This window comes from Gordonia polyisoprenivorans (genome assembly GCF_017654315.1).
In the GTDB taxonomy this organism is placed as follows: Bacteria; Actinomycetota; Actinomycetes; order Mycobacteriales; family Mycobacteriaceae; genus Gordonia; species Gordonia polyisoprenivorans_A.
This window is the reverse complement of record NZ_CP072203.1, coordinates 3737326-3757953: the sequence shown is the minus strand read 5'-3', so window position 1 is coordinate 3757953 and position 20628 is coordinate 3737326. Positions and strand designations below refer to the sequence as shown.

The 20628-nt window shown below is 63.2% G+C and carries 25 protein-coding genes and 2 pseudogenes; 14 read left to right on the top strand and 13 right to left on the bottom strand.

The window, feature by feature from the left end; translation table 11 throughout:
• Positions 1-108: 108 nt before the first annotated feature.
• The 12 genes and pseudogenes from J6U32_RS16910 (at position 109) to J6U32_RS16860 (ending at position 6709) form a co-directional block, all read left to right on the top strand.
• Complete coding sequence (locus J6U32_RS16910; protein WP_079929805.1) at positions 109-642, top strand: TetR/AcrR family transcriptional regulator; 534 nt, start codon at positions 109-111, stop codon at positions 640-642.
• A gap of 72 nt (positions 643-714) precedes the next feature.
• Positions 715-1080: pseudogene (locus J6U32_RS27880) on the top strand (SDR family NAD(P)-dependent oxidoreductase); the annotation flags it as partial.
• Between the two features lie 122 nt (positions 1081-1202).
• Positions 1203-1439: an SDR family oxidoreductase gene (locus tag J6U32_RS27875; RefSeq protein ID WP_432276973.1), complete on the top strand. Its 237-nt coding sequence runs from the start codon at positions 1203-1205 to the stop codon at positions 1437-1439.
• Positions 1440-1500: 61 nt separating this feature from the next.
• Positions 1501-1908, top strand: a complete 408-nt coding sequence (locus J6U32_RS27460; RefSeq protein ID WP_244332058.1) for a hypothetical protein — start codon at positions 1501-1503, stop codon at positions 1906-1908.
• Positions 1839-2207 (top strand): annotated as a pseudogene (locus J6U32_RS27455) (HAD-IA family hydrolase); the annotation flags it as partial. The gene J6U32_RS27460 and the pseudogene J6U32_RS27455, both read left to right, overlap by 70 nt.
• Before the next feature lie 127 nt (positions 2208-2334).
• The gene (locus J6U32_RS16890; protein ID WP_208791347.1) at positions 2335-3603 is read left to right on the top strand and encodes an APC family permease; all 1269 of its coding nucleotides are present in this window, start codon (positions 2335-2337) and stop codon (positions 3601-3603) included.
• Between the two features lie 46 nt (positions 3604-3649).
• The gene (locus J6U32_RS16885) at positions 3650-4441 is read left to right on the top strand and encodes an ABC transporter permease (RefSeq protein WP_208791346.1); all 792 of its coding nucleotides are present in this window, start codon (positions 3650-3652) and stop codon (positions 4439-4441) included.
• A gap of 107 nt (positions 4442-4548) precedes the next feature.
• Positions 4549-4728 carry a hypothetical protein gene (locus J6U32_RS16880; RefSeq protein ID WP_014362243.1) on the top strand — a complete coding sequence of 60 codons (180 nt, stop codon included), beginning with the start codon at positions 4549-4551 and terminating at the stop codon, positions 4726-4728.
• Between the two features lie 139 nt (positions 4729-4867).
• The gene (locus J6U32_RS16875; protein ID WP_208791345.1) at positions 4868-5209 is read left to right on the top strand and encodes a type II toxin-antitoxin system VapC family toxin; all 342 of its coding nucleotides are present in this window, start codon (positions 4868-4870) and stop codon (positions 5207-5209) included.
• Between the two features lie 156 nt (positions 5210-5365).
• Complete coding sequence (locus J6U32_RS16870) at positions 5366-5575, top strand: antitoxin MazE-like protein (RefSeq protein WP_026920098.1); 210 nt, start codon at positions 5366-5368, stop codon at positions 5573-5575.
• Positions 5572-5904, top strand: a complete 333-nt coding sequence (locus tag J6U32_RS16865; RefSeq protein ID WP_079932148.1) for a type II toxin-antitoxin system PemK/MazF family toxin — start codon at positions 5572-5574, stop codon at positions 5902-5904. Before J6U32_RS16870 ends, J6U32_RS16865 begins: the two co-directional genes overlap by 4 nt.
• A gap of 313 nt (positions 5905-6217) precedes the next feature.
• On the top strand, positions 6218-6709 hold the full coding sequence (locus J6U32_RS16860) for a hypothetical protein (RefSeq protein ID WP_208791344.1): 492 nt from the start codon (positions 6218-6220) through the stop codon (positions 6707-6709).
• Positions 6710-6873: 164 nt separating this feature from the next.
• Here the strand turns inward: J6U32_RS16860 and J6U32_RS16855 are convergent, their stop codons facing one another.
• From J6U32_RS16855 to J6U32_RS16845, 3 genes are all read right to left on the bottom strand, one after another.
• Positions 6874-7140, bottom strand: coding sequence for a hypothetical protein (locus J6U32_RS16855; protein WP_208791343.1), 267 nt, complete (start codon positions 7138-7140; stop codon positions 6874-6876).
• A 243-nt stretch (positions 7141-7383) separates the two neighbouring features.
• On the bottom strand, positions 7384-8184 hold the full coding sequence (locus J6U32_RS16850) for a hypothetical protein (protein WP_208791342.1): 801 nt from the start codon (positions 8182-8184) through the stop codon (positions 7384-7386).
• A gap of 161 nt (positions 8185-8345) precedes the next feature.
• A complete protein-coding gene (locus J6U32_RS16845; protein ID WP_208791341.1) occupies positions 8346-9656 on the bottom strand; it encodes an ISL3 family transposase in 1311 nt (436 codons plus the stop codon).
• Between the two features lie 564 nt (positions 9657-10220).
• On the opposite strand from J6U32_RS16845, the gene J6U32_RS16840 reads away from it, so the two are divergent.
• Entirely contained in the window at positions 10221-10460 is a 240-nt protein-coding gene (locus tag J6U32_RS16840) for a hypothetical protein (RefSeq protein WP_208791340.1), read from the top strand.
• A 222-nt stretch (positions 10461-10682) separates the two neighbouring features.
• On the opposite strand, the gene J6U32_RS16835 is transcribed toward J6U32_RS16840, so the two are convergent.
• The 10 genes from J6U32_RS16835 to J6U32_RS16795 all read right to left on the bottom strand — a co-directional run bounded on the left by J6U32_RS16835 (position 10683) and on the right by J6U32_RS16795 (position 19416).
• Positions 10683-11234 carry an MspA family porin gene (locus J6U32_RS16835; RefSeq protein ID WP_432276972.1) on the bottom strand — a complete coding sequence of 184 codons (552 nt, stop codon included), beginning with the start codon at positions 11232-11234 and terminating at the stop codon, positions 10683-10685.
• 819 nt (positions 11235-12053) lie between these two features.
• Positions 12054-12302, bottom strand: coding sequence for a hypothetical protein (locus J6U32_RS16830; RefSeq protein WP_208791338.1), 249 nt, complete (start codon positions 12300-12302; stop codon positions 12054-12056).
• A 343-nt stretch (positions 12303-12645) separates the two neighbouring features.
• Complete coding sequence (locus J6U32_RS16825) at positions 12646-13104, bottom strand: hypothetical protein (protein WP_208791337.1); 459 nt, start codon at positions 13102-13104, stop codon at positions 12646-12648.
• 253 nt (positions 13105-13357) lie between these two features.
• A complete protein-coding gene (locus J6U32_RS16820) occupies positions 13358-13975 on the bottom strand; it encodes a hypothetical protein (protein ID WP_208791336.1) in 618 nt (205 codons plus the stop codon).
• Positions 13976-14006: 31 nt separating this feature from the next.
• Positions 14007-15575, bottom strand: coding sequence for a hypothetical protein (locus J6U32_RS16815; protein ID WP_208791335.1), 1569 nt, complete (start codon positions 15573-15575; stop codon positions 14007-14009).
• Positions 15576-16327: 752 nt separating this feature from the next.
• Entirely contained in the window at positions 16328-16459 is a 132-nt protein-coding gene (locus J6U32_RS27675) for a hypothetical protein (RefSeq protein WP_280118959.1), read from the bottom strand.
• A gap of 40 nt (positions 16460-16499) precedes the next feature.
• Positions 16500-17177, bottom strand: a complete 678-nt coding sequence (locus tag J6U32_RS16810; protein WP_208796176.1) for an MspA family porin — start codon at positions 17175-17177, stop codon at positions 16500-16502.
• A gap of 56 nt (positions 17178-17233) precedes the next feature.
• Positions 17234-17557, bottom strand: coding sequence for a hypothetical protein (locus J6U32_RS16805; RefSeq protein ID WP_208791334.1), 324 nt, complete (start codon positions 17555-17557; stop codon positions 17234-17236).
• A 747-nt stretch (positions 17558-18304) separates the two neighbouring features.
• Positions 18305-18634 (bottom strand): nuclear transport factor 2 family protein, encoded by a 330-nt coding sequence (locus J6U32_RS16800; RefSeq protein WP_208791333.1) that lies wholly within the window; start codon positions 18632-18634, stop codon positions 18305-18307.
• A 26-nt stretch (positions 18635-18660) separates the two neighbouring features.
• Positions 18661-19416, bottom strand: coding sequence for an SDR family oxidoreductase (locus J6U32_RS16795; protein WP_208796175.1), 756 nt, complete (start codon positions 19414-19416; stop codon positions 18661-18663).
• 157 nt (positions 19417-19573) lie between these two features.
• On the opposite strand from J6U32_RS16795, the gene J6U32_RS16790 reads away from it, so the two are divergent.
• Entirely contained in the window at positions 19574-20272 is a 699-nt protein-coding gene (locus tag J6U32_RS16790; protein ID WP_208791332.1) for a TetR/AcrR family transcriptional regulator, read from the top strand.
• Positions 20273-20628 lie beyond the last annotated feature (356 nt).

The following is a 20628-nucleotide window of genomic DNA, read 5'->3' as shown; positions in this document are numbered from 1 at the left end:
AGGTAAGTGGAGGAACCTCCGCTTGGTTGTAGTGTACACAAACGGAGGGCCCTCCACTTGATCGTCGATCGTTCACGCGGAACTGCGGCAAAGCCGCGGGCCGATGCTGTGCGCAACCGGGCCAAGCTGATCGAGGCGGCTCGTGATGCGTTCACCGCCGGCGAAGGTGACATCACCTTTGATGCGCTGGCCCGTCGAGCCGGGGTCGGGGTAGGCACGCTGTACCGCAACTTCGCGACACGACAAGCACTCGTCGAGGCGGTCTACCGGTCCGAACTCGACGACGTCGTCCACTACGCGGACGGTCTTTTGGAGAAGCACTCCGCCGACGAGACGTTGCGGCATTGGCTGGATCGATACGCCACCTTCGTTGCCACCAAACACGGTATGGCCGAAGCCTTTACGCAAGCGATCGCGTCAGGTGCGGTGGTGGCTGGGGATACGCGCGAACGTATCGGCGAGACGCTCGAACGCATACTCGCTGCGGGCGCGGAAGATGGGACCCTGCGGACCGACGTGCGCGCCGATGACGCCGTCGTCGCGCTACTCGGGGTGTTCCTCGGCCTGACCCGCAGCCGTGACGACGCGCAGCGGCGACGCGTTCTCGACCTCTACGTCGACGCGCTGCGGCCGCGGGGCTGACGTACGACGCGTGATCGAGCGGGCGGCTGCTGCGTCGGCCTTGACCTGTGGGCCGCCGATAGTCTCGGTGTCATGGCATCCGAACTGCACGTAGTGACCGGCGGCGGCACCGGAATGGGCCGCGACATCCCGCTACGACTCGCCGCACAAGGCCAGACTGTCGTCATTGTCGGGCGACGCGAGGAGCCGCAGCGCCAGACCGCCGCGGCGGCCCGCGGTGGGTGCATCGAGGTTGTGGTGGCAGACGTCTCCACGGTCGAGGGCGCCCGATCTCTCGTTGCCGCGATCGGCGACCGTGCCGTCACCGGGATGGTCGCTGCGGCGGGGGGACAAGGGGATTCGGGTGACGACGCGAGTCCCGAGGCGGTGCGGGCGCGGTGGGTCGCCGCCCTGGACAAGAACCTCCTCTCCACTGTGTTGCCCGTCGAGTGCCTGCTTCCGCGCGTCGTCGACGATCGGGGGCGCATCGTGTTGATCGCATCGACCTCGGAGCTTGACGGCCGCGGCGGGCCTATGCCACAGCGAAGGCCGCTGTTGCCGGATACGGACGCGATCTTGCATTGCGAGCCGGAGCCCGGGGGATCACCGCTAACGTTGTTGCGCCGGGATTTGTCTCCGGCACTGGCTTTTTCGAGGTCGGTGGCTACGGGACTCCCAATAGTGCGATGCTCGAAAAGGCGGCGGCCGGCACCCTCGTCGGTCGCGTTGGAACACCTCGGGACGTCACTCACATCGTGACCAACCTTCTCTCCGTCGACGCCGGATGGATCACCGGGCAGCCATCGTTGCGTCGCTGAGGATGAGATAGGGCTTGTCGGCGAGAGGTAATCGAGCCCAGCGCAGGTAGGCTGCTCAGCAATGTCTGAACTTGGAGTGATCACGACTGTCGTCATCGATGTGCTCGGCACTCTTGTCGACGAGCCCGGGGGATTGACAACCGCGATCGCCGAGGCTGTGGGCGACAAACAGGATGCTGCCGAGTTGCTGGCCGTGTGGCAGGAGCACATCGAGGAGCAGCAGCAACGAATTCTCCGCGGGCTCCGCGACTACGTCAACAGTGACCAACTCGATGCCGAGGCGGCCGGTCTGGTGATGGATCGCGCCGACTTCACTGATCCAGCACGACGTGACCGCCTCGCCGCCTCGCCGCCCCGACGCGACGTCTTCGTCCGTGGGCAGATGCTCCGGCCGGAGTCGACCGACTGGCGCAGCACGTCACTGTGTTGGCGCTGTCGAATTCGAGCGTCGCGACGCTGGAAGAACTAGGTAACCATGCCGAACTCCGTTGGCATCGAGCACTTTCCGCTGAAGAGGTACGTACGTACAAACCGTCGCCCGAGGTGTATCGCCTTGCGATCGAGAGCGCGGGCACACCCCCGGACCACATGTTGATGGTCGCTGCCCACGCATGGGATCTCCGCGCGGCCCAGGCGGCCGGCATGCGAGCCGCGTACGTTCACCGTCCTGTCGGGGATGCGCCGTCGGACGCCGACAGGTTCGATGGATACTTCGACGGGCTGGACGAGCTCGCGACGGCGCTGCGGAGTTACCTGCTGCGGAGTTAGCTGCTACAGAGATTGCCGTATCGGTGGCGATTGGCTCTTCATCTGGAGTTCACCGCTGCGACAAGGGCTCGTTCGCCCTGTAGACGATTCTGTCGATCTGTGATCCTGACGATCTCGAGGAGCCGTTATGACTTCGGAGAAACCGCATTTCGAGGATTCGGGTCCCCGGCTGCGCCGGCGTCTCGGTCTGTTCGACGCGGTGATGATCGGCTTGGGGTCGATGATCGGTGCGGGAGTGTTCGCCGTGATGGGGCCCGCCGCGGAGGCTGCGGGCTCGGGGCTGCTGATCGGTCTGGCGATCGCGGCAATCGTGGCGTACTGCAACGCGGCGTCGTCGGCCCGCCTCGCCGCCCGGTATCCGTCGGCGGGCGGTACCTACGTCTATGGCCGACAACGTCTCGGACCCTTCTGGGGTTACCTGGCCGGCTGGTCCTTCGTCGTTGGGAAGACCGCATCGTGCGCGGCGATCGCGTTGACCGTCGGCAGCTATCTCTGGCCGAGCCATATGCACGGCGTGGCCGTCGCAGCCGTGGTCGCGATCGCCGCGGTCAATTACCGCGGTATACAGAAATCAGCTCTTCTCACCAGGGTCGTCGTCGCGGTGGTACTCGCCGTGCTGGCCGCGGTGGTGGTCAGCGTGGCAACGTCGTCGTCGGCAGACCCGGCCCGCCTTGCCCTTGGTGGAGATGTCTCTGTCGGCGGGGTACTGCAAGCTGCCGGGCTGTTGTTCTTCGCGTTCGCCGGGTATGCCCGTATCGCCACCTTGGGGGAGGAGGTTCGAGACCCGGCACGCGTTATCCCGCTGGCCATTCCGATCGCACTCGGTATCAGTTTGATCGTTTATGCGGCGGTGGCAGTAGCCGCACTCGCGGCTCTCGGCCCAGTGCGGCTGGCGTCGGCGACTGCCCCGCTTGTCGACACCGTTCGGTCGGTCGGCGCGGACTGGCTGGTTTCGGTGGTGCGGTTCGGAGCTGCGATCGCAGCTCTCGGTTCGCTTGCTGCGCTCCTCCTGGGCGTCTCGCGCACCGTGCTGGCCATGGCACGTGACCGTCACCTGCCGAGCGTTCTCGCCGCAATTCATGACCGATTCGGTGTCCCGCATCGTGCCGAGGTGGCCGTGGCCGTCGTGGTTGCCGTCGTTGTGGGATTCGCGGATGTGCGTGACGCGATTGGCTTTTCGTCGTTCGGTGTTCTCATCTACTACCTGATCGCGAATGCCGCGGCATGGACACTCTCGCCGCAGGAGGGGCGTCCGCCGCGGGTGATCCCCATGGTGGGCGTAATTGGTGCGCTTGTGCTGGCGGTGTGTTTGCCTGTCGCGTCGGTGGTGTCCGGTGCGGCCGTCCTGATGGGCGGCACGATCGTCTACCTCGTCAGCGCACGGCGTCGAGCTTGAGTCTGAGTCGATCCGGCGGCGCCTACGTGTCCACCGGAGCCCGCCGATGCGGCAGGGCAATGATGAAGGTGTGAACGATATCGGCAATGCGGTGGTGCGGATCGGACCAGCGCTCGCGGTTGTGGTGGTTGTACTTGTGGTTGCCGCAGCACTGGTGAACTACTTCGGCGCTACCGGACACGCACGGCAGGTGGTGATTGCGGCCATTCGGGCCGCTGGACAGCTGGCTGCGCTCGCCGCTGTCCTGGCCGTTGTGATCGGCGCGCTGTGGGCCTCGACGCTGTTCGTGGCAGTCATGGCGACGGTGGCCGCGGCGACGTCGGCCGGCCGGATCGTCGGTCGTCGTGCGCCGATCCGGGCCGGCATTGGCAGCACGCTGTGGTGTTTGCTGCCGGTTGCGGTGCCGACGATCGTCGTGGTGGCCGGCATTGTCGCGCTCGAGGTGCTTCCGGCGACTGGTCTGGCGATCATCCCCACCGCCGGAATCATGTTCGGTGGTGCCATGAACACCACGTCGTTGGCGGGCCGTCGCGCTCACGATGAACTCACCACCCGGCGAGGCGAAGTCGATGCAGCTCTGTCATTGGGTTTCGTGCCGCGCGAGGCCAGGATGGAGATCAGCCGCAGCGCCGCGGCGACAGCGCTGATCCCCGGCATCGACCAGACGCGCTCGGTCGGGTTGGTCACCATTCCGGGCGCGTTCGTCGGCATGGTCCTGGGCGGCGCGTCGGTCACCACCGCGGCGATCATGCAGTTGTTCGTGCTGATCTCGCTGCTGGCCGTCAGCGCCGTCGCGGTTGTCGTCACCACCGAACTCGTCGCTCGCGGCATCCTCTGAGCGGACTCACCCCGCAGGGCGTGATGTCTCCGAGGGCGACGATCTGGAGCCGGAGCGGATGATCCGTGCAGGTGTGGATCACGGCCGATTCGGGTACAGAAGCAAACATGACCGAGAAGAAGACCGATCCACATACCGAAGATGTCGGCACCGGACCAGAGGGTGCGAAATCCGACGTACAGTCCGATCCAGCCGAAGGCGAATCGTCTGGTGACTGGTCGGGCGAAGGCGGGGCAACCGAGGATGGTCCCGCAACGGACAACGATCCCGCCACCGATAACGACTGACTCGGGCCGCGATCGTAGACGGGATTCAGGTGTCCGAGGCGCGCCTGTACGGGTCTCGCGCGGAAATGTCGTCCGAGCCTGCGAAATCCGTAGAGCAACTTCACGAGGCGGCCGATACTGAATCCATTGCATTCGTGGCTTGTTGCTCGACGACGGTCCGGACGGTCGCTGGGCGGTTGGGCAACTGTCCGGCACTCGCTTGCTCGCACCGCAACTGGTGATGTTTGAAGTAAGTAACATCATTCGCAGACAAGAAATGGCCGGAGTCGTCAGTGCCGATCAGGCGGTGCAGGCCCATGGTGATCTGCTCGACTTGTCGATCGAGCAGTGGCCGTACGCGCTTCTCGGTTCGCGGGTGTGGGAACTCCGCAGCAACTTGTCTGGATACGAAGCCAGTTACGTCGCGGTCGCTGAATTGGCAGGTGCACCGCTCGTCACGCTGGACCGTCGCATCGGTAGGGCGCCCGGGCCTGCGGTGTGAGGTGCAGTGTCCACGATGACGCGTCACGTGCGAATAGCGCTGCAACGAAGGGCCATTCGCGATGGCCTTCTGGCAAGCCTGCATGTTCGATTCCTGTAGAACCAGCTGGGGCTGCTCGCCCTGGCCAGGCCGGAGCGTTACATGTAACATCTGGGCATGGCAGTGAGGGACAGGGTCGGTGAGTACCGACGTCGGATGCGTGAGCGCGGAATGCGCCCGTTGCAGGTCTGGGTTCCTGACGTACGAACGCCAGAGTTTGCCGCGCAAGCCCACAGGCAATCGGTTCTCGTGGCAGAGGCAGACGCCGATGGGGATGAGCAGGATTTCGTCGAGGCTGTCGCCGCGCCTTGGGACGACGAGGCGTGATTCGCGGCGAAATCTGGACCGTTGCGGGTGGTGTGTATGCATCCAAGCCGCGGCCGGCCGTCATCGTGCAGGATGACCTGTTCGATTCAACTCTGTCGGTGGTAGTTGCTCCGATCACGAGCCAGCTCATCGATGCGCCCCTGTTGCGGATTCGTATCCCGGGTGATCGCGATTCGATCTCGGGCCTCGAGCGGGACAGTGACGTGATGGTTGACAAGCTAACCGCGGTCCGACGGTCGAATGTTCAGACGCGTGTCGGTCGTCTGACATCCGACCAACTCGTTGAAGTCGAGCGCTCGTTGATGGCGTTTCTGGGACTAGCGCGATGATTCGAGCCGTGGGAGTCGACGCCGACGACAGGCACCGATCGACGGTAGGCTTTTAAATAGTGTTGCGGGGCAGCGCAGTATCTAGTCGTCTAGTTGACATAATGTATCTTATCGGCAAAAAACTAGGACGAGTTCAAACAGATGAGAGAACTCGACCTTCCGCGTCTCGAATGACGGTGCAGGTCATGCTGGTGCGTATGGCGTGCCACCGCTCACTCGAGTCGTTGTTCTCGCACTTCGGCGGTGGCTATTCCAAACAGATGAGAGATTCTCGCGCCTGCTCACCAGGCGTTTCGTTGTCTAGGCTGCTTGGATGGGTAACTACTTCGACAGCTGGTTCTCGTACGAGGCTCTGCTGACTGCCACGTGGAGTTCGGGCGGCGGTGTCGTGGTGACGTCGAGCGTCCTACCCGTGGCGTGGACGCGCGCGCTGGAGCGGATCGGCCGTGACCTGCGTGTTCGCCGCTTCAATGGCGCTATCGCCCATATTCGGTTCGAGGCCGAGCATCGCCAAGTACGCGAAGATGACGAGCAGGATTACGTCTGGCTGTCGAGCGAGGTCACCCCTGAGGACGGCGTGCCTCACGGGATGGGACATTCCGGTGAAGGGGTGTTGGCCACTGCCGGCGAGGAAGCCGTAGCTGTCAGCTGTGCAAATCTGGTGCAGGATCAGGTTGAGCGGACAGGAATCATGTGGCCCCGCGGCCGCGCGGGAGGCGCCATGGGCGCAGTTCTCATCGGCGGGGTAGCAACATGGAGTGGCCGCGACGGCGAGCAAGCGGCGGTCGGCTCGCTCCCCGCCTGACTTCGAACTATCCGTCGTCCGCGGCCGGCGGCTGACTGACGCCGCCGACAACTCGTCCTACTTCAACACGTCTCGTTACCAGTTTATATTGGGCCGCAGAGAGTTTCGTCGCCAGTGACGAAACGTCACTGGGCTGACTGGTGTCACGCGTGCACCCCGGGGTGTTATTTGCGTGGGCGGAATCGGTGGCGTGCGTTGGCTACTGCTGATCCGGTGCGTCCGAGTAGTTTGGCGGCTTCCCACACGGTGAGGTCGGTGCGCAGGGCGACGGCGATGTCCTCGGTGGTCCAGGGGCGTTGGTGTTCGCGCGCGTTGGCGCGGGTGTCGACTTGGCGGCGGTCGATGTAGTCCTTGGTGCGGGCTTTGCTGGCGTCGGTGGGTGCGCGTGGTGTGCGGCGGGCGGCGATCGCTCGCCGTTGCTCAATCGTCATGGCCCGGCGGCGCCGGACTTCGGCAGCGGCTTTGGCTGCCCGGCAGCGCTCACAGCGGCACTTGTGCCTGTTGTAGCCGCTGAGCGTGCCGTGTCGTGGATCAGTAGGCCCGTCGAGCATCAATCCGTCCTCCGCAAGCGGCATCGTTGCCATACGAACGAAACAACTATGTGGTCGGGGTGCACAAGTAAGGCAGATGATTAATGGCGGAGTTCATCGCCCGCGGGCAAAACAGGATGGCCGTTATGACCACTTCAGTTGAACTCTCATTTGGCCGGGTGAGTATCCGACTTTCGCGGGGTCGGTGGGTGGGGCTTCGCCGGACGGTGTGTACCCCTTGAGGGTGAAGGTTCCGACCGGTGAGACGGTGTAGCTGTCGCCGGGATAGCACTCGATGCTGGCGGTTAATGATAGATCCGGTCCCGAAACCCTGTTCGCCACCGCGTTGAATGCCACGAACACCGAATAGTCGCCGTTCGAGTCGCCTCCCAAATCGCCGCCCACATTCAGTGTTCCGGCCCAGAAGTTTCTGCTAAGCGGTAAGGTCCATTCCTGGGTTCCGGTGGATCTTGTCCGAACATACTTCTGGCGTTGAGGACTATTCGGGTCCAAGACGCTGCCTGCCGAATTTGAGGCGGAAATCCCCAACATTACGACTTCCTGAGCGGCGGAACTGCGTGTGCCGTCGAGGAGTATTGATGTTCTTCCGCCGAGGGAGGCGGACATGGTGTCGGAATCCACTCTCTGGTATGAGCGGAAAGTGAATACATCGCCGTTGGCGAAAGCGACGGTGAGATCAACCCAATGTCGACCGTGTGCCTCGCCAATGGCTTTGGGGGTGACTACATAGTCCTTCTCACCTTCATACCCCGGAAGAATATACGGTTGTCCGACATGCAGCTCGTAGCGAGGATAGCTGAAGTTGCTTATACGGATGGGGTCGCCGTGAGGAGTGGCCACAATGGGATTGCCCGTCAGTGTGAAGGATGTCGACGATGCCGCGTCGCCTGGCTCGTTGGTGGCTGAACACCCCGTCATTCCCACGCATACCAGAGTAGCGGCGGCGGAGATACCGAAAACTGAACGGAGTCGGCATTTCGCTCTTCTTGAAATCATTCAAAAACACCCCGAATCTGATATGGGCGCCGATATGAACACGTCGGTGAAGTCGTCATCTATTTGGTCTTTTGGTGGCTCTTCCTAATTCAGAGTGCATTCAGGCTTTCTGCGAGTTGGCCGGAGTGGATGAGTGACCGCAAGATGTAGTGCTTGAGGTTGCGGAACCCGAGTGCGATACCCCGGAGGTGCTCGAGGCGCCCGTTGATGGCTTCGACGGGGCCGTTGGAGGCGCCGGTGTCGAAGTAGGCGAGGATCTCGGCACGTCGGGCCCACAACGACCGTCCGAGTTGCGCTACCTCGGCGAGGCCGGCGGGTAGGCCGGTATGGATACGTTTGAGCAGCTTGTACATCGCGATCTTCCCGTCCCGCTTGTTGGACTGGTCGTAAGCGTCGATCAGATCCTGATAGATCGCGTAGGTGATGGCCACCGCCACGTGCTCCTCCCGGGCGTCCAGGCCCGTGCGTAGGCGGGTTTTCTGGTTATCGGTGAGCAGCCCGATCCGGGTCAGCAGGGTGCGGCGGATGCCGTAGAGCGGATCCCCGCTGCGGCCTCGATGTCCGCACGTATCCTGTTGCACGCGTTGACGACATAGGGTGAGTTTCTCTGCGGCGAGGTGTACGACGTGGAAGGGGTCCATCACTGCCCGTGCCTTGTCGAGGGATTCGGCGGTGGCGGTGCGGTAGCCGGTGAACCCGTCCATCGTGACCACCCGGATACGGTCGCGGAACGCCGGATCACGCGCGTCGAGCCAGTCCTTCAACGCGGCTTTGGAGCGCCCGGCGACCATATCCAACAACCGGGCCGGACCGGTACCGTCCACGATTGGGGTCAGGTCGACCAGTACCGTCACGAAACTCGGATCACCCTGGCCGCGAACATGTTTCCACTTGTGTTCATCCACGCCTAATACGCGGACGCCGGCCAGGCGTGCGGGTGCGGCGGCCAGCGTCTTCGCCGCCTCACACGCCAGGGTGTTGACGGTGTTCCAGCTCAACCCCACCGCGGCCGCCGCCGCGGTGACCGACATCTTGTCGCAGATCATCGACCGCATGATCCAGGTGGTGGTACGGCGGGTGACCTGCGCACGCGGGGCCACGATCGCGCCCAGGTCGGCCCGGAACACCGACGTCGCGCAGGCGTCGTTGCCGCACGTGTAGCGGGGCACCGTCAGGTGCAGCCGGGTCGGATGCCCGACGATCGGCAGATCGGCGACCTCACGGTCGACATGATCACGCAACTGCCCGGCCTGCCCGCAGGACGGGCACATGTTCTTCGGGTCCAGGAGCTGGCAGAACAGGTGGGTACGGTCCTGGCCGTCGACGGCGGCATCGGTGATCGTCACCCCCAACTCGATGGTGCGGCAAATCGTGTCGGCAATAGCGCTACGCTGCGTCATGGGTCCTGTGAGTGTTCGGATGAGTGTGTAGGAGCTTTCATCTTCACACCACAGGACCCGCCCACATCACGCGGCTCACACCCGCAAATCCGACCTACATCTTGTGGTCGATAGAACCTGTTTCACGCACCGTCAATCCTGAAGAGCCCGTTATCCGTCGCGCCAGAGCCATACACCCGATCAACGTGCTTGGTCTCGCACTTACCGTTGACGGTCAAGTGCACGTCGTATCCACCACGCGGTGGCGGTACGACCATCTTGGCAAGTCCTTCACGGCCCTTACTGCTCAACTGATACCCCATCACCGTGGCCAGTACCCAACAGTCATTGAGCTGTCCTTGCGCAACGCCGCCTGGACCGGGCACTCCGCCGTCCACGATACCCGCATTGACTGGTGTGTCCGGTGCCGTCGTTCCCGTGGAGCACGTACTATCGCCAACCGGTTCGGCTGAATCCCCCACCGGCGACGGGACACTCGATGGACCAGCGGGGGTACCCGACGAAGTAGGGGCAGTTGGCGATGACGCTGCAGTCGTGGACCGCCCTTGTCCTGGGACGGGGACGATGGGTGTGCCGTTGCCGGTGGGGATGTCGGTGGCGCCGTGGGCATTCATGTTGGGTCCGCCACCAGAACCGGGTGTGGTGGTCGTCGGCATCGAGGGTGCGGTCACCGACGGCTGGGTGGTGGTGGGTGTTTGCGTTGCTGGGTCCTGGCACACGTACGGCGGGGTGGGTGCCGGCGCGTCGGAGATCGTGGTGCCGGGGTGGGTGGCGACCCAGCCTTGTTTCCAGGTCTGGTTGTAGGCGGCGGTTTCGCGGGCACACCGTTCGGCGGGGGTCTCCGCACCAGCAGGTGTCGAGCCGGTCAGCGCAACCATGACTGCGATCACAGCGAGGACGAGCACACCGATCACCAGTTGCAGTGGCCGCCGTGCTCGCGCCGAAGGTTTGGGAGTAGGGGGCATCACAACGTTGTCCTTCAAGGGGGAAAGCCAGATGGGTGTCGGAGTCGATGAGCGTCGTGGGTCAGAGCCAGGTGCGGGCGCTGTAGACGTTCAATGTGTCGTCGGCGGTGGGGGTGGATACCGAGAAGCGGGCGATCACCCGGACGGTGGTGGGTCCCAGGCAGCCGTCGACGGAGACGTGAGCCCGTTTGATGCGGATGGACGCATGATCGGTGGCCAACGTCTTTTTCCCGAGCGAGATTTCGGTGATCCGGCCGGGCGCGATCTTCGCCGAGATCGACGGCGACACCGACGCTGAGGCGCCGATGGTGGCGCCGGGGACTCCGCTGATGGTGACGCCGACGTTGGGGCCGGCGGAGAACCCGAGGCCCAGGGTGGCGCCGTCGGAGACGTCGATCTGGCAGCCGACGACCAGGAATTGTTCGAGCACAGCCGAATTCACTGGCTGGGTTCCGTTGCCGGAGATCTTCGCGCCGACCCGGGCGGAGATCCAGCCTTCCCGGCTGGTCGCGGCGTTGGCGATGTTGCTCATCGGGTTCACCGTCAACTGGTTGGCCCGTAACTCGAGGTTCCAGCCGTCATCGGTGGTGTCGTGATCGTAAGTCGAGGCCAACGGTGTCGGTGTCGCGGGCGCTCCCCCACTACCGGCCCATAGCGCTGAGATCGCCGAGCACACCGCGACACCGTGAATCAGGCTGCGTGACAATCGGTGACGCGACCGGCGTCCAACCACCAAACCTCGACCACCCATGATGACCCCCACGTCGCTGTGTCGATATGTGTGAGGACACTACACGGATTGGTGAAAGTGATCCCCGACTTCACTACCGCAATGATCAGAACAGAGAACCAGACACGTGACAACCTGAACACCACTGGTCGACGCCACTTCACGTCACGTTCCCCCGAAACGGGGACACATGGCGCGGCGGGCATGAACCGCCCCGAGGAGGCTCTCTCGAATGTCTCGTGACCGCCCACGAACAGCGGGATGATGTCGGATGACACCGGAGTTGGGAGTGGTGACAGCTACATGAGAGTCGCTGACCTGCGGTTTCGGCACCCAGGATAGAGCGGTTTGATGCCAGCGGAGGCGAGACTTCGGGGATTATGCGGTGATGAATTGTGTTTAGTGACAGCCGATGTGGGAGTTCGGGGTGGATTCTCGCAGGTCGGTGAGTTCGAAGTCCCAGGTTGGTGTCACAGAGTCTCATCTAGGGTGGCAAAGTCCCAACTACGTTGTCACCCGACAACCCTCGTCACTGATGGCGGGGCCGCGTGCCGTGCCTGCCCCGAATGAGCGGGTAAACGTAATATTAGTTTTCGGCCAAATATGTTGTGCAGCAACATGTGTCGTCACCAGTGACGAAACGTCACTGGGCTTGACTGGCCTGACACGTGCACGTGGTGGGCGCTATTTGCGTGGGCGGAATCAGTGGCGTGCGTTGGCGACTGCTGATCCGGTGCGCCCGAGTAGTGTGGCGGCTTCCCACACGGTGAGGTCGGTGCGCAGGGCGACGGCGATGTCCTCGGTGGTCCAGGGGCGCTGGTGTTCTCGCGCGTTGGCGCGGGTGTCGACCTGGCGGCGGTCGATGTAGTCCTTGGTGCGGGCTTTGCTGGCGTCGGTGGGTGCGCGTGGTGTGCGGCGGGCGTCGATCGCGCGCCGTTGCTCGATCGTCATGGCTCGGCGGCGGCGGGTTTCGGCAGCGGCTTTGGCTGCCCGGCATCGCTCGCAGCGGCACTTGTGGCTGTTGTAACCGCTGAGCGTGCCGTGTCGCGGATCAGTAGGCCCGTCGAGCATGGAGGGGGTCTTCCGAGGGTCGTCAGTATTGGGATGGGATAACGACTATGGCCATGGGCACGGTAGGACGGAAAGCGCGTTGATGATCCGCTTAGGCCACGGTGTGCGCTCCAGACGTTCCATAGGTCTTTTCCCGCCATCCCTGCGATGCTTTCCGACTCTGGGGTCATGCCCCTCGCGTGAGCGATCGGCAGGTTCCTGAGAGCGTTCCATACTCAGATGATCAGTCCTGATCGCGGGCCAACTGAGTGATCCTTCGTGCGTACGTCCACTCGTGGAAGATGAGGCCGATGACCGACCAGATCGCGATGAATTGATACAGATCTGTCGCTGAGCTGGTTGTGTATCCGATGATGCTAGCGACGAGTCCTATAGCAGCCATGGCAAATCCTATGCGGCGCTTAATAATTATGCGCTGCTTGACTGTGCTGCCAAGTAGTGGTGTCGAAGGGACTCTCGTCGGGTCGCTGCTGGATGACATGGCGGCGATAACTGCGATCGCCATGAACGGAGCGGCTATGGCGGCCTGCTGCGCGGAGATCCCGTTGTCTAGCCACAGCACCAGGCCGAACGCTGCAGCGGCACCGCCTGCGACGATCGCCGCCAGACCGGCGGACACTGTGAGGATGACGCGTAGAGGCAGTGCGGGGGTAGAGCCCTTGAGATGCGGGTTGTCAGACATGTTGTTCTCCAGTGATCGCATCGCGTCCTAAACCAACTTACTAGGGTCGGGGCCGGTACTGTTGCCATTCCCGGTCGTCGGAGAGTGGGTACTACCGATTGAACTCTGGCCCTGTATACCGCTGCCCACATTCGTACCCGAGTTGGTGCTGCTATTGGCGGCGCCGTTACCAGAGGTGTTGGGAGTGACTTGCGGGGCCGGTGACTGCGGAGCGGCCGAGAGTTTCCGTGGCCACGCTGACCTCTGGGTTTTGTTAATCGTTACCGGGTCTGGGTTTTGGTTCGAGGTCGGGCTGCCATCGGACCGACAGTATGTCGTCGAGTTCTTCCGGGGCTAAGCCGGTACCAAATTTCGATAGATGAATTCGGGATAGTGTCCGACTGTTTCCTGTCCGGTAGACAATAGTGAGTTCAGAACCCAAGTCTGACCGTTCTGGACCACTGATCTCCAGGTCAACAACGTCGCTCCAGGCAACTTTTTTGGGCTTTCTAAGTCCATGCTGGACCACGACATGCTCGTCGTCGATGCGCATTGCTAATAGGGAATGGTGGGGAGAAAAAGCAATGATGATGAATCCAAGTAGGGTTGCGCCTCCGAAAAATGCCGTCCCTGCAATGCCAAAGACGAGCCATGGAGTTCCGGAAGTGTGTGCCAGGGGCACGTCTCCTGCGACAGATTCTTTGTCTCCGAAGGCAAGCCACAGAGCCGCTGACGTCATCGCCGCGCCCACAGCTAATCCTGATATCACGAGGCGTGCTGGTGTCTTGAGTGTCCACGTGTCGTCGAACGCCCCAGAGGTGTCGACCTCGCGCCGGAAGGCCAATAGTGCCAGGCCGAGGCCACCCAGGATCGCAGCGATCAGAAGTAGCAACTAGGACTCCTCTTCATCATCCGGGGCACCCCTAGCCGAATAGCGTATTCCACACCTTACGTGCCCCTTCGCCGATGTTCCGGCCGTAAGTGCTTCCCACCCATGCTCCGACGCCTGCGCCTATCGCGGCTCCGATCACGGTGCCAACCACTGGAACTGCTGACCCGGCACCAGCACCTATTGCCGCGGCTGTCGCAATTCCAAAGTAGGTACCTGCGCCTGCGCCGGCTGCTGAGCCGAGTGTCGCGCCCGCGAGACCGCCTGCAGTAGAGCCGATCGTCTCGGGGACCGGCGCGCCGTTCACGAGGTCGGCTGCGCCCGAGGCGATCGTGGCTACGGTGCCGATCGGTCCGGCGGCCCGTCCGAGTAGCCGGAGTCCACTTGCTGCTGCGGCGGCGTCTCCCGCGTTGAGCGTGTGTCGGCCCGGTTGGGCGATCATCCCGCCTATCTCGTAGATGCCCTTTGCGCCCTCGATCGCGGCTGATGTCAGCGACCCCCTGACATCGGTGCCCTCGGGCATTCGCAGCCTGATGGACCCATCCGGCAGAATGTCGTAGGACAGCCCATCGGCCTGGTCGACGCTGATCGAGTTGTCTGGGTGGACATCGATAGTTGCCGGCGAGCCTTGGCCATTGTCAGGGATCCAGATCTTGCCGTCCGGCTGAATGTAGGCATCCCGCCCATCAGGCAGTATCACGTGCTTCTCGAGACCAGTGGTCGTCACAGATCCGTCTGGATGAGAATCGGTGCGAGTCATCACTTGTTGCCCCTCGGGCGTGGTCGCTTGGGTCAGAATTGTCCCGTCGCTACCGACGACCGCGGAGTTGCTGCTGACGTGTCCTTGGGGGGTGTCGGTTTCGGTGTGGATGGAGCCGTCGTAGTTGGGGGTGGAGTCGGCGGTGTATTGGGTTCCTTCTGGTGAGGTGCAGTCGGTGTGGACTCCTCCGTCGCCGGTAGGGGTGGATACTCCGTAGCCCTGGTTGGAGGAGCCTGGTTCGGTGTAGGCGGTGCCGTCGGGGTAGACCACCGAGTTCGATCCGTCAGGGTTGGCGGTCCAAGTCGTGACACCACCCTGCCCATCGGGGACTGATCGGGTTTGGGTGGTGGTGCCGTCGGCGTTGTTGATGGTGGTATCGACCGAGCCCCCGGAGTCCGGGACCGGTGTGGAGGTCGAGGTGATCGTCCCGCCGTGCCCGTCGGTGGTGTTCGTGGTTATCGACCCGTCGGGATTGGCGGTGGAGGTGGAGGTTTGCGGCTGTTGAGGTGGTTGATAGCCGGCAATACCATTGCCGTCCGGGTCATCTGGTGTGCACTGTCCCAAACTTGAGGCGTCGGTGGGGTCGGCGACGATCGGGTACACCGCATCGGGCGAGGGTTGGACGTGTTGGACTAGGTTGCCGTTTTCGTCGACGGTGTACCACGTTTTCTGTGGTCGGCCGAGGGCGTCGTAGGCCCACGGTTTCGCGATCTGGCTGACCGGTTTACCGGTGGCGTCGTAGATGGTGGCTGATCCGTCCGGATTCACCCCGATATGTCCACCGGGTGGGACGTCTTCATGGAACACATAGCTTTTCGGGCTGGTGGGATCGTTGATCAGCACCAGCTGCGAGGGACCTATCGTCGCGCGTTCCGATCCGCCGCGTGGCAGCAATGACCAGCCGCGCGACCCACCACCCGACGAGCGGGCGCCCAGGGTTGCGCGCCGCACACGCGGGTTCGCGGCGGCGAATGCTGCTGCACCGGCGACGACCCACGCCGCGAGTGGGATCTCTGGTTTCTTCGACCCTGAATCCAACGCATGCGGCGGGGTGCCGGCCGCTGGCTTGGTGGTGACCGCTCCCGGTGCCGTCGTCGCCGCAGGGGCAGCGGTGGACGGTGCTGCTGGTATCTGCCCGGCATCGTCGCCTGTCGGGCCTGGTTGCGGTGCGGTCGGCCTGGTTCCGGCAGTGTTCAGGTTGGCCGGCCCAGAACCGCCGTTACCGGCAGCGGGTGGTTGTGGAGTGGCTTGTCCGGGGACGGTCACGATCGGTGTGCCGTTACCTTCACCCGGACCGGGCCCGATATTGCTACCAACCTGCGGACCACCCGAGCCCGCACCATTGCCCCCGGTCGCGGGTGCCGGGGTGTTCGTGGTCGGTTGGAAAGTGTTGGTCGGTACCGAGATACACGGCCAATTCGCCCCGTACTGGGCGCGCATCTGATCACACAACGCATCCGCATGTGCCGGCGCTGGGTCACTCGCGAGCGTGGCGACGGTGACCCCACCTCCGATCGCCAGCACGGCGGCGGCGAGCAGGCCGGCACCGAGTCGGCGGCGAGGGAGCCGGTGACGCCCCCGACGAGGGTGCGACGTCACCGACTCTTCCGGGTGATCTGCATGTTGGTCGTTGCCGTCGACGCCGGTGTGGAGTGTTCGGTGGTCGCCGCGGCCTCGTCGCTGCGGTGCGCCCCGCCCGCGGTGGCAGACATGGTTGGAGCGGTCATCAGAACTCACGGTCCCTTTCGATCACAGGTAAAGGACTGGTCACAGGTAGTGGGGTTGTCCGTAGACGTTGACGGTGTTGTCGTTCAGTGCCGTCGAGACGGCGACGGTGACGTAGGCGCGCACGGCGACCGGTCCCAAGCAGCCGTCGACTTTCACGTGCACGCCGTCGGCGGTGATGCCGGCTTTCCCGGTCTGCATCCTCTTGCTACCGAACGGAATATCGGCGATCGTGCCCGGCCGCAACGTGGTCGCGATGTTCGGGGTGACCGTCGCCCCGATCACCACCGCAGGAGGGTAGGAGATGTTCATCTGCGCTGACGGACCACCCGAGACACCGATGGTTGCCCCGGAGGTGACGTCGGTGTTGCAGCCGATCTGAAACCCGGCCGCGACGGTTCCGGATTGCACCGGCACCGACCCGGTACCGGCGATCACACCCTCGCCCTTCAAGGACAGGAATCCCTCACGGGTCCAACTTGATTGGTTGAGCGGCGGCACACTACGCACCTGCTCCTGCGATTTGATCGCCGTCACCCGCCAGCCGTCATCGGTGACCTTGGAAACCTGCCGATCAGCAAAAGTGGCCGCGTGCGACGATCCCCCACCGATGACACTCGCGACCACCGCCAGCGCGGCGGCGAGCACGGCCAGTACCCCGGGCACGAGGTCGTAGCGGTGGCGTGCTGTCCTGGCCGGTGCCGTCGCCCTGATCACCATGTTCGACACTCCCCCTGCACCTTTCGGCTCCTACGGTTCGTTTTCCCGGGTGCCTTCTATCGGGTGCCGGTGTAGATCGTGCTGTTGCCGCCCGGCAGGGTGCGGTAGCTGATGTAGAGCGACTGGTTGTTCTGCGCGGCGATCCCGGACCGGTACTCGATGGCCTGGCCGACCGTGCGCCCATACTGGCTACGTCCAAACTGCGGCAACGCCGCATCGACCACACCGCCGATATGCGCGTCATGAACCACCCGCGCCTCACCGGAAGTCAACTCCACCGCACCCCCACCAGGCACCGGACTGACAGTCAACGCCGACGCAGCAGGCGCCACCGCGACCGCTCCCCCAGCCGACAACAGCAAACCGGCACCCACAACCATCAACCGACGCTTCACATTCACCACAACCACACACTCCCCCTGAGATAGACGAACGTCCCGCAACGTCGGACGATCTGACGCAACGCAAACTACCACACCATGCGCTACATGCAACCGAAGATGTGGTGAGTTAAACATGGTGGACGGTGTGCCCTCCGACGAGCACCACGCCCCTTCCGAGAACCAGACCCGACCAGCGGGTGTGGCGCTGGGAGCACCGATAACTCAGCCGACGTCCCTGACGTAGCGGAGTCACCCCTCACCCCCCCAAGGTCAGCCACTGCCAGCAGGCTCAAACAGTCGCCCACGGTTGGGTGACAACGTAGGCGGTAGCAGTGACAGGCACCTGGGAGTCGGCGACCAACGATGACCGCCAGGCCCCGATTGATCTGCGCGACAGGTGATCTGAGACAAGACGGCTCGGCGGCAGGCGGCAACGGCCGCACCCTGCGCCTCGAACGAGAGGTGAACGTGATATTGGCACCAGTGAAATATGCTGTGCTGCAATCTATTTCGCCACCATCGAGAAAACGTCAGGGGTATCCCAAGTTGTTTCCATGAGCCGGCGATCCTGATTGCAAGACCGTGATATGACAACTCTGGTACTGGACTGAAACGCCGCGTACTCCTTGATCCCAGTGTCAACATCAAGCACGCTCACGAGCACGTGGTGTGAGGCAGTGCAATCGGGGCTGCCGAAGGGTGTAACTGGCGACCCCGATCTTGAAGTGGTCGGCGAGCGGTGGGTCAGCCTTCGCTGATCTCCATGCGTTCGATCTTGTTGCCCACGGTCACGAACCTGAATCGTGACCGGCCGTTGGCGTGGTTGCTGCGCCAGCCGCCGATGACGGTGATCGAGTCGCCCTCGACGCTGACTGTATCGGGAGTAAGGGTGCCATTACTTCCGATGAATTCCTTGTCGCTCCAGCCTTTGATGGCGTCACGGCCGGTGAATTCCCGTCCCCAGTCGTTGACGGCGCCGCTCTGAGTGAAGGCGTCAAGAAAACCCTCGTCATCATGCCGGTTCACCGTCTCGATGAACGAGGCCACCGGTTCGGGGATCGTTGATGTGGTCATGTCGGTGTTCCTTTCTGTCCTTGCGATCAGCGGGTGGTGTAGCCGCCGTTGGCGAAGATCGTCTGTCCGGTGATCCACCAGCCATCGGTGGCCAGGAACAGCACGATCGGGACAATGTCCTCGATATGGGTGAGCTGGTTGCCCATCGCCTGCGACTTGTGGAACTCGACCCGCTCTGGAGTCTCCTGCGGGTAGAAGAACGGGGTGTCCATGGGGCCGGGGCCGATGGCGTTGACTGAGATACCGCGGTCGGCGAAGTCCTTGGACGCGGCACGGGTGAAGTGCTCTACCGGGCTCTTGCCGCCGGCGTACGTCGAGTACCCGTCGGTATACGCCGCGAGCAACGACGTGACAAAGGTGATCAGCTTGCCGTTGTCGGCGAGATGTTGGCCAGCTTCCTTGATGAAGAAGTAGGCGGCCTTCGCGTTGATGTCAAACATCGAGTCGAACTCGTCTTCGCCGGTGTCAACGATTGGCTTGCGCAGCACTTTGCCGACAGTGTTGACGGCGACATCGATCGTCCCGAGAGCAGATTCGGCGTCGCCGAAAAGCTTCGCGACGTTCTCGGCAACGGTCAGGTCGCCGGTCAGGATCACACCCTTGCCACCCGCGGCTTCCACGGCGGCCAGGGTCTCCTCAGCCTGGGGGCGGGTGGACTCGGAGTTGTAGTGGATGGCGACGTTCGCGCCTGCCTTGGCTGCTTCGCGGCTGATCAGTCCCCCGAGGTTCTTCGCGCCCGCTGCAACGAGGACGTTCTTTCCCTGTAGTGAATATTCAGTCATGACTTCTCCATCTCTCCTGCTCGACTGCACGTATTTCATCGATACATATCGCCATATCGGCGATACAGCGCCACTGTATCAGCGCACCGGAGAGTTCAAGCTCGGCGATACGAATGACGAGTGTCGACCGAATCTCGTTATGTTGTAATGTATCGAGATGACAGTGGAGCTCTCGGACACGCGGACTCGGCTGCTTGACGCTGCTGCCGACCTGATCGCAGGGTCCCCCGGTGAGGAGATTTCCCTGCGGGCCGTCTGTGATGCGGTCGGTGTCAGGATGCCGACGCTGTACCACTTCTTCGGCTCCAAGCAGGGACTCGTTGACGCCGTGATCGAGCGTGGTTTCGACCTGTACCTGGCGCAGAAGGGTTCCCAGGAGCTCAGTGGCGATCCCATACAGGACATCCGCAACGGGTGGGACACACACGTTGCGTTCGGCCTGGCGAATCCGGGCTTTTACACGCTGATGTACGGAAAGGTTCGGCCCGGGCACCATCACCCGGCCCAGCTACGGGCGTACACCATCCTGCTCGGTTTGACGACGAGAGCCGATAATCAGGGCCGATTGGCGGTCTCGGCCGAAGACGCTGCGGCACACATCATCGTGACAAATATTGGGGTGACGCTCCGGCAGATCATTCTGGCCCAAGCGGATCGTTCCCTGTCGGACTCAGTGCGCGATGGTGCCATCGCTGCCATTACCGGGGTCTCGTCCGACAGCGGCCGGACCGCCAGTCGCGCGATGCACGAAGTGCTCGAGTACGTCGCTGCCAACTCCCACGTCCTCGGGGGGGCCGAGACACAACTAATGATCCGGTGGCTGCAGCGACTAGACCAGGCCTGCACGGACATGTGATCGGGGTGGCGGGCGTTGACGACTGCTGATCCGGTGCGTCCGAGTAATGTGGCAGCTTCGCAGGCAGTGAGGTCGGTGCGCAGCGCGCCGGCGATTGCGGGTCCGGTCGATCGTGCTGCGTTGTCCATGCCGTTACTTCATCCTTCCGGTCGCTTTCCGCAGGCTCATTCGGTGCCGTAGTAGGCGCCGGGAGGTGGGGGCCGAGACACTCGGCTCAGAAGCCAGGCGCGGGGTGCCGCCTTGCTGAATCACCATTCACAGGCGATGGCTTCTTTGATTGCCAGACGTCGGCGGACAGATCGTGGTGGTGGGATGCGGACAACCGGTGGGTCAGCATTGATGGCGCGGTCACCGAC

What these genes read in the sequence shown, in the direction of transcription:
- J6U32_RS27460 (WP_244332058.1), top strand. Translation starts at nt 1,501, where the DNA reads ATGTCTGAACTTGGAGTGATCACGACTGTCGTCATCGATGTGCTCGGC.
- J6U32_RS16890 (WP_208791347.1), top strand. Translation starts at nt 2,335, where the DNA reads ATGACTTCGGAGAAACCGCATTTCGAGGATTCGGGTCCCCGGCTGCGC.
- J6U32_RS16885 (WP_208791346.1), top strand. Translation starts at nt 3,650, where the DNA reads ATGCGGCAGGGCAATGATGAAGGTGTGAACGATATCGGCAATGCGGTG.
- J6U32_RS16880 (WP_014362243.1), top strand. Translation starts at nt 4,549, where the DNA reads ATGACCGAGAAGAAGACCGATCCACATACCGAAGATGTCGGCACCGGA.
- J6U32_RS16870 (WP_026920098.1), top strand. Translation starts at nt 5,366, where the DNA reads ATGGCAGTGAGGGACAGGGTCGGTGAGTACCGACGTCGGATGCGTGAG.
- J6U32_RS16860 (WP_208791344.1), top strand. Translation starts at nt 6,218, where the DNA reads ATGGGTAACTACTTCGACAGCTGGTTCTCGTACGAGGCTCTGCTGACT.
- J6U32_RS16855 (WP_208791343.1), bottom strand. Translation starts at nt 7,140, where the DNA reads ATGACGATTGAGCAACGGCGAGCGATCGCCGCCCGCCGCACACCACGC.
- J6U32_RS16845 (WP_208791341.1), bottom strand. Translation starts at nt 9,656, where the DNA reads ATGACGCAGCGTAGCGCTATTGCCGACACGATTTGCCGCACCATCGAG.
- J6U32_RS16840 (WP_208791340.1), top strand. Translation starts at nt 10,221, where the DNA reads ATGGGTGTGCCGTTGCCGGTGGGGATGTCGGTGGCGCCGTGGGCATTC.
- J6U32_RS16830 (WP_208791338.1), bottom strand. Translation starts at nt 12,302, where the DNA reads ATGACGATCGAGCAACGGCGCGCGATCGACGCCCGCCGCACACCACGC.
- J6U32_RS16825 (WP_208791337.1), bottom strand. Translation starts at nt 13,104, where the DNA reads ATGTCTGACAACCCGCATCTCAAGGGCTCTACCCCCGCACTGCCTCTA.
- J6U32_RS27675 (WP_280118959.1), bottom strand. Translation starts at nt 16,459, where the DNA reads ATGACCGCTCCAACCATGTCTGCCACCGCGGGCGGGGCGCACCGCAGC.
- J6U32_RS16810 (WP_208796176.1), bottom strand. Translation starts at nt 17,177, where the DNA reads ATGGTGATCAGGGCGACGGCACCGGCCAGGACAGCACGCCACCGCTAC.
- J6U32_RS16805 (WP_208791334.1), bottom strand. Translation starts at nt 17,557, where the DNA reads ATGGTTGTGGGTGCCGGTTTGCTGTTGTCGGCTGGGGGAGCGGTCGCG.
- J6U32_RS16800 (WP_208791333.1), bottom strand. Translation starts at nt 18,634, where the DNA reads ATGACCACATCAACGATCCCCGAACCGGTGGCCTCGTTCATCGAGACG.
- J6U32_RS16795 (WP_208796175.1), bottom strand. Translation starts at nt 19,416, where the DNA reads ATGACTGAATATTCACTACAGGGAAAGAACGTCCTCGTTGCAGCGGGC.
- J6U32_RS16790 (WP_208791332.1), top strand. Translation starts at nt 19,574, where the DNA reads ATGACAGTGGAGCTCTCGGACACGCGGACTCGGCTGCTTGACGCTGCT.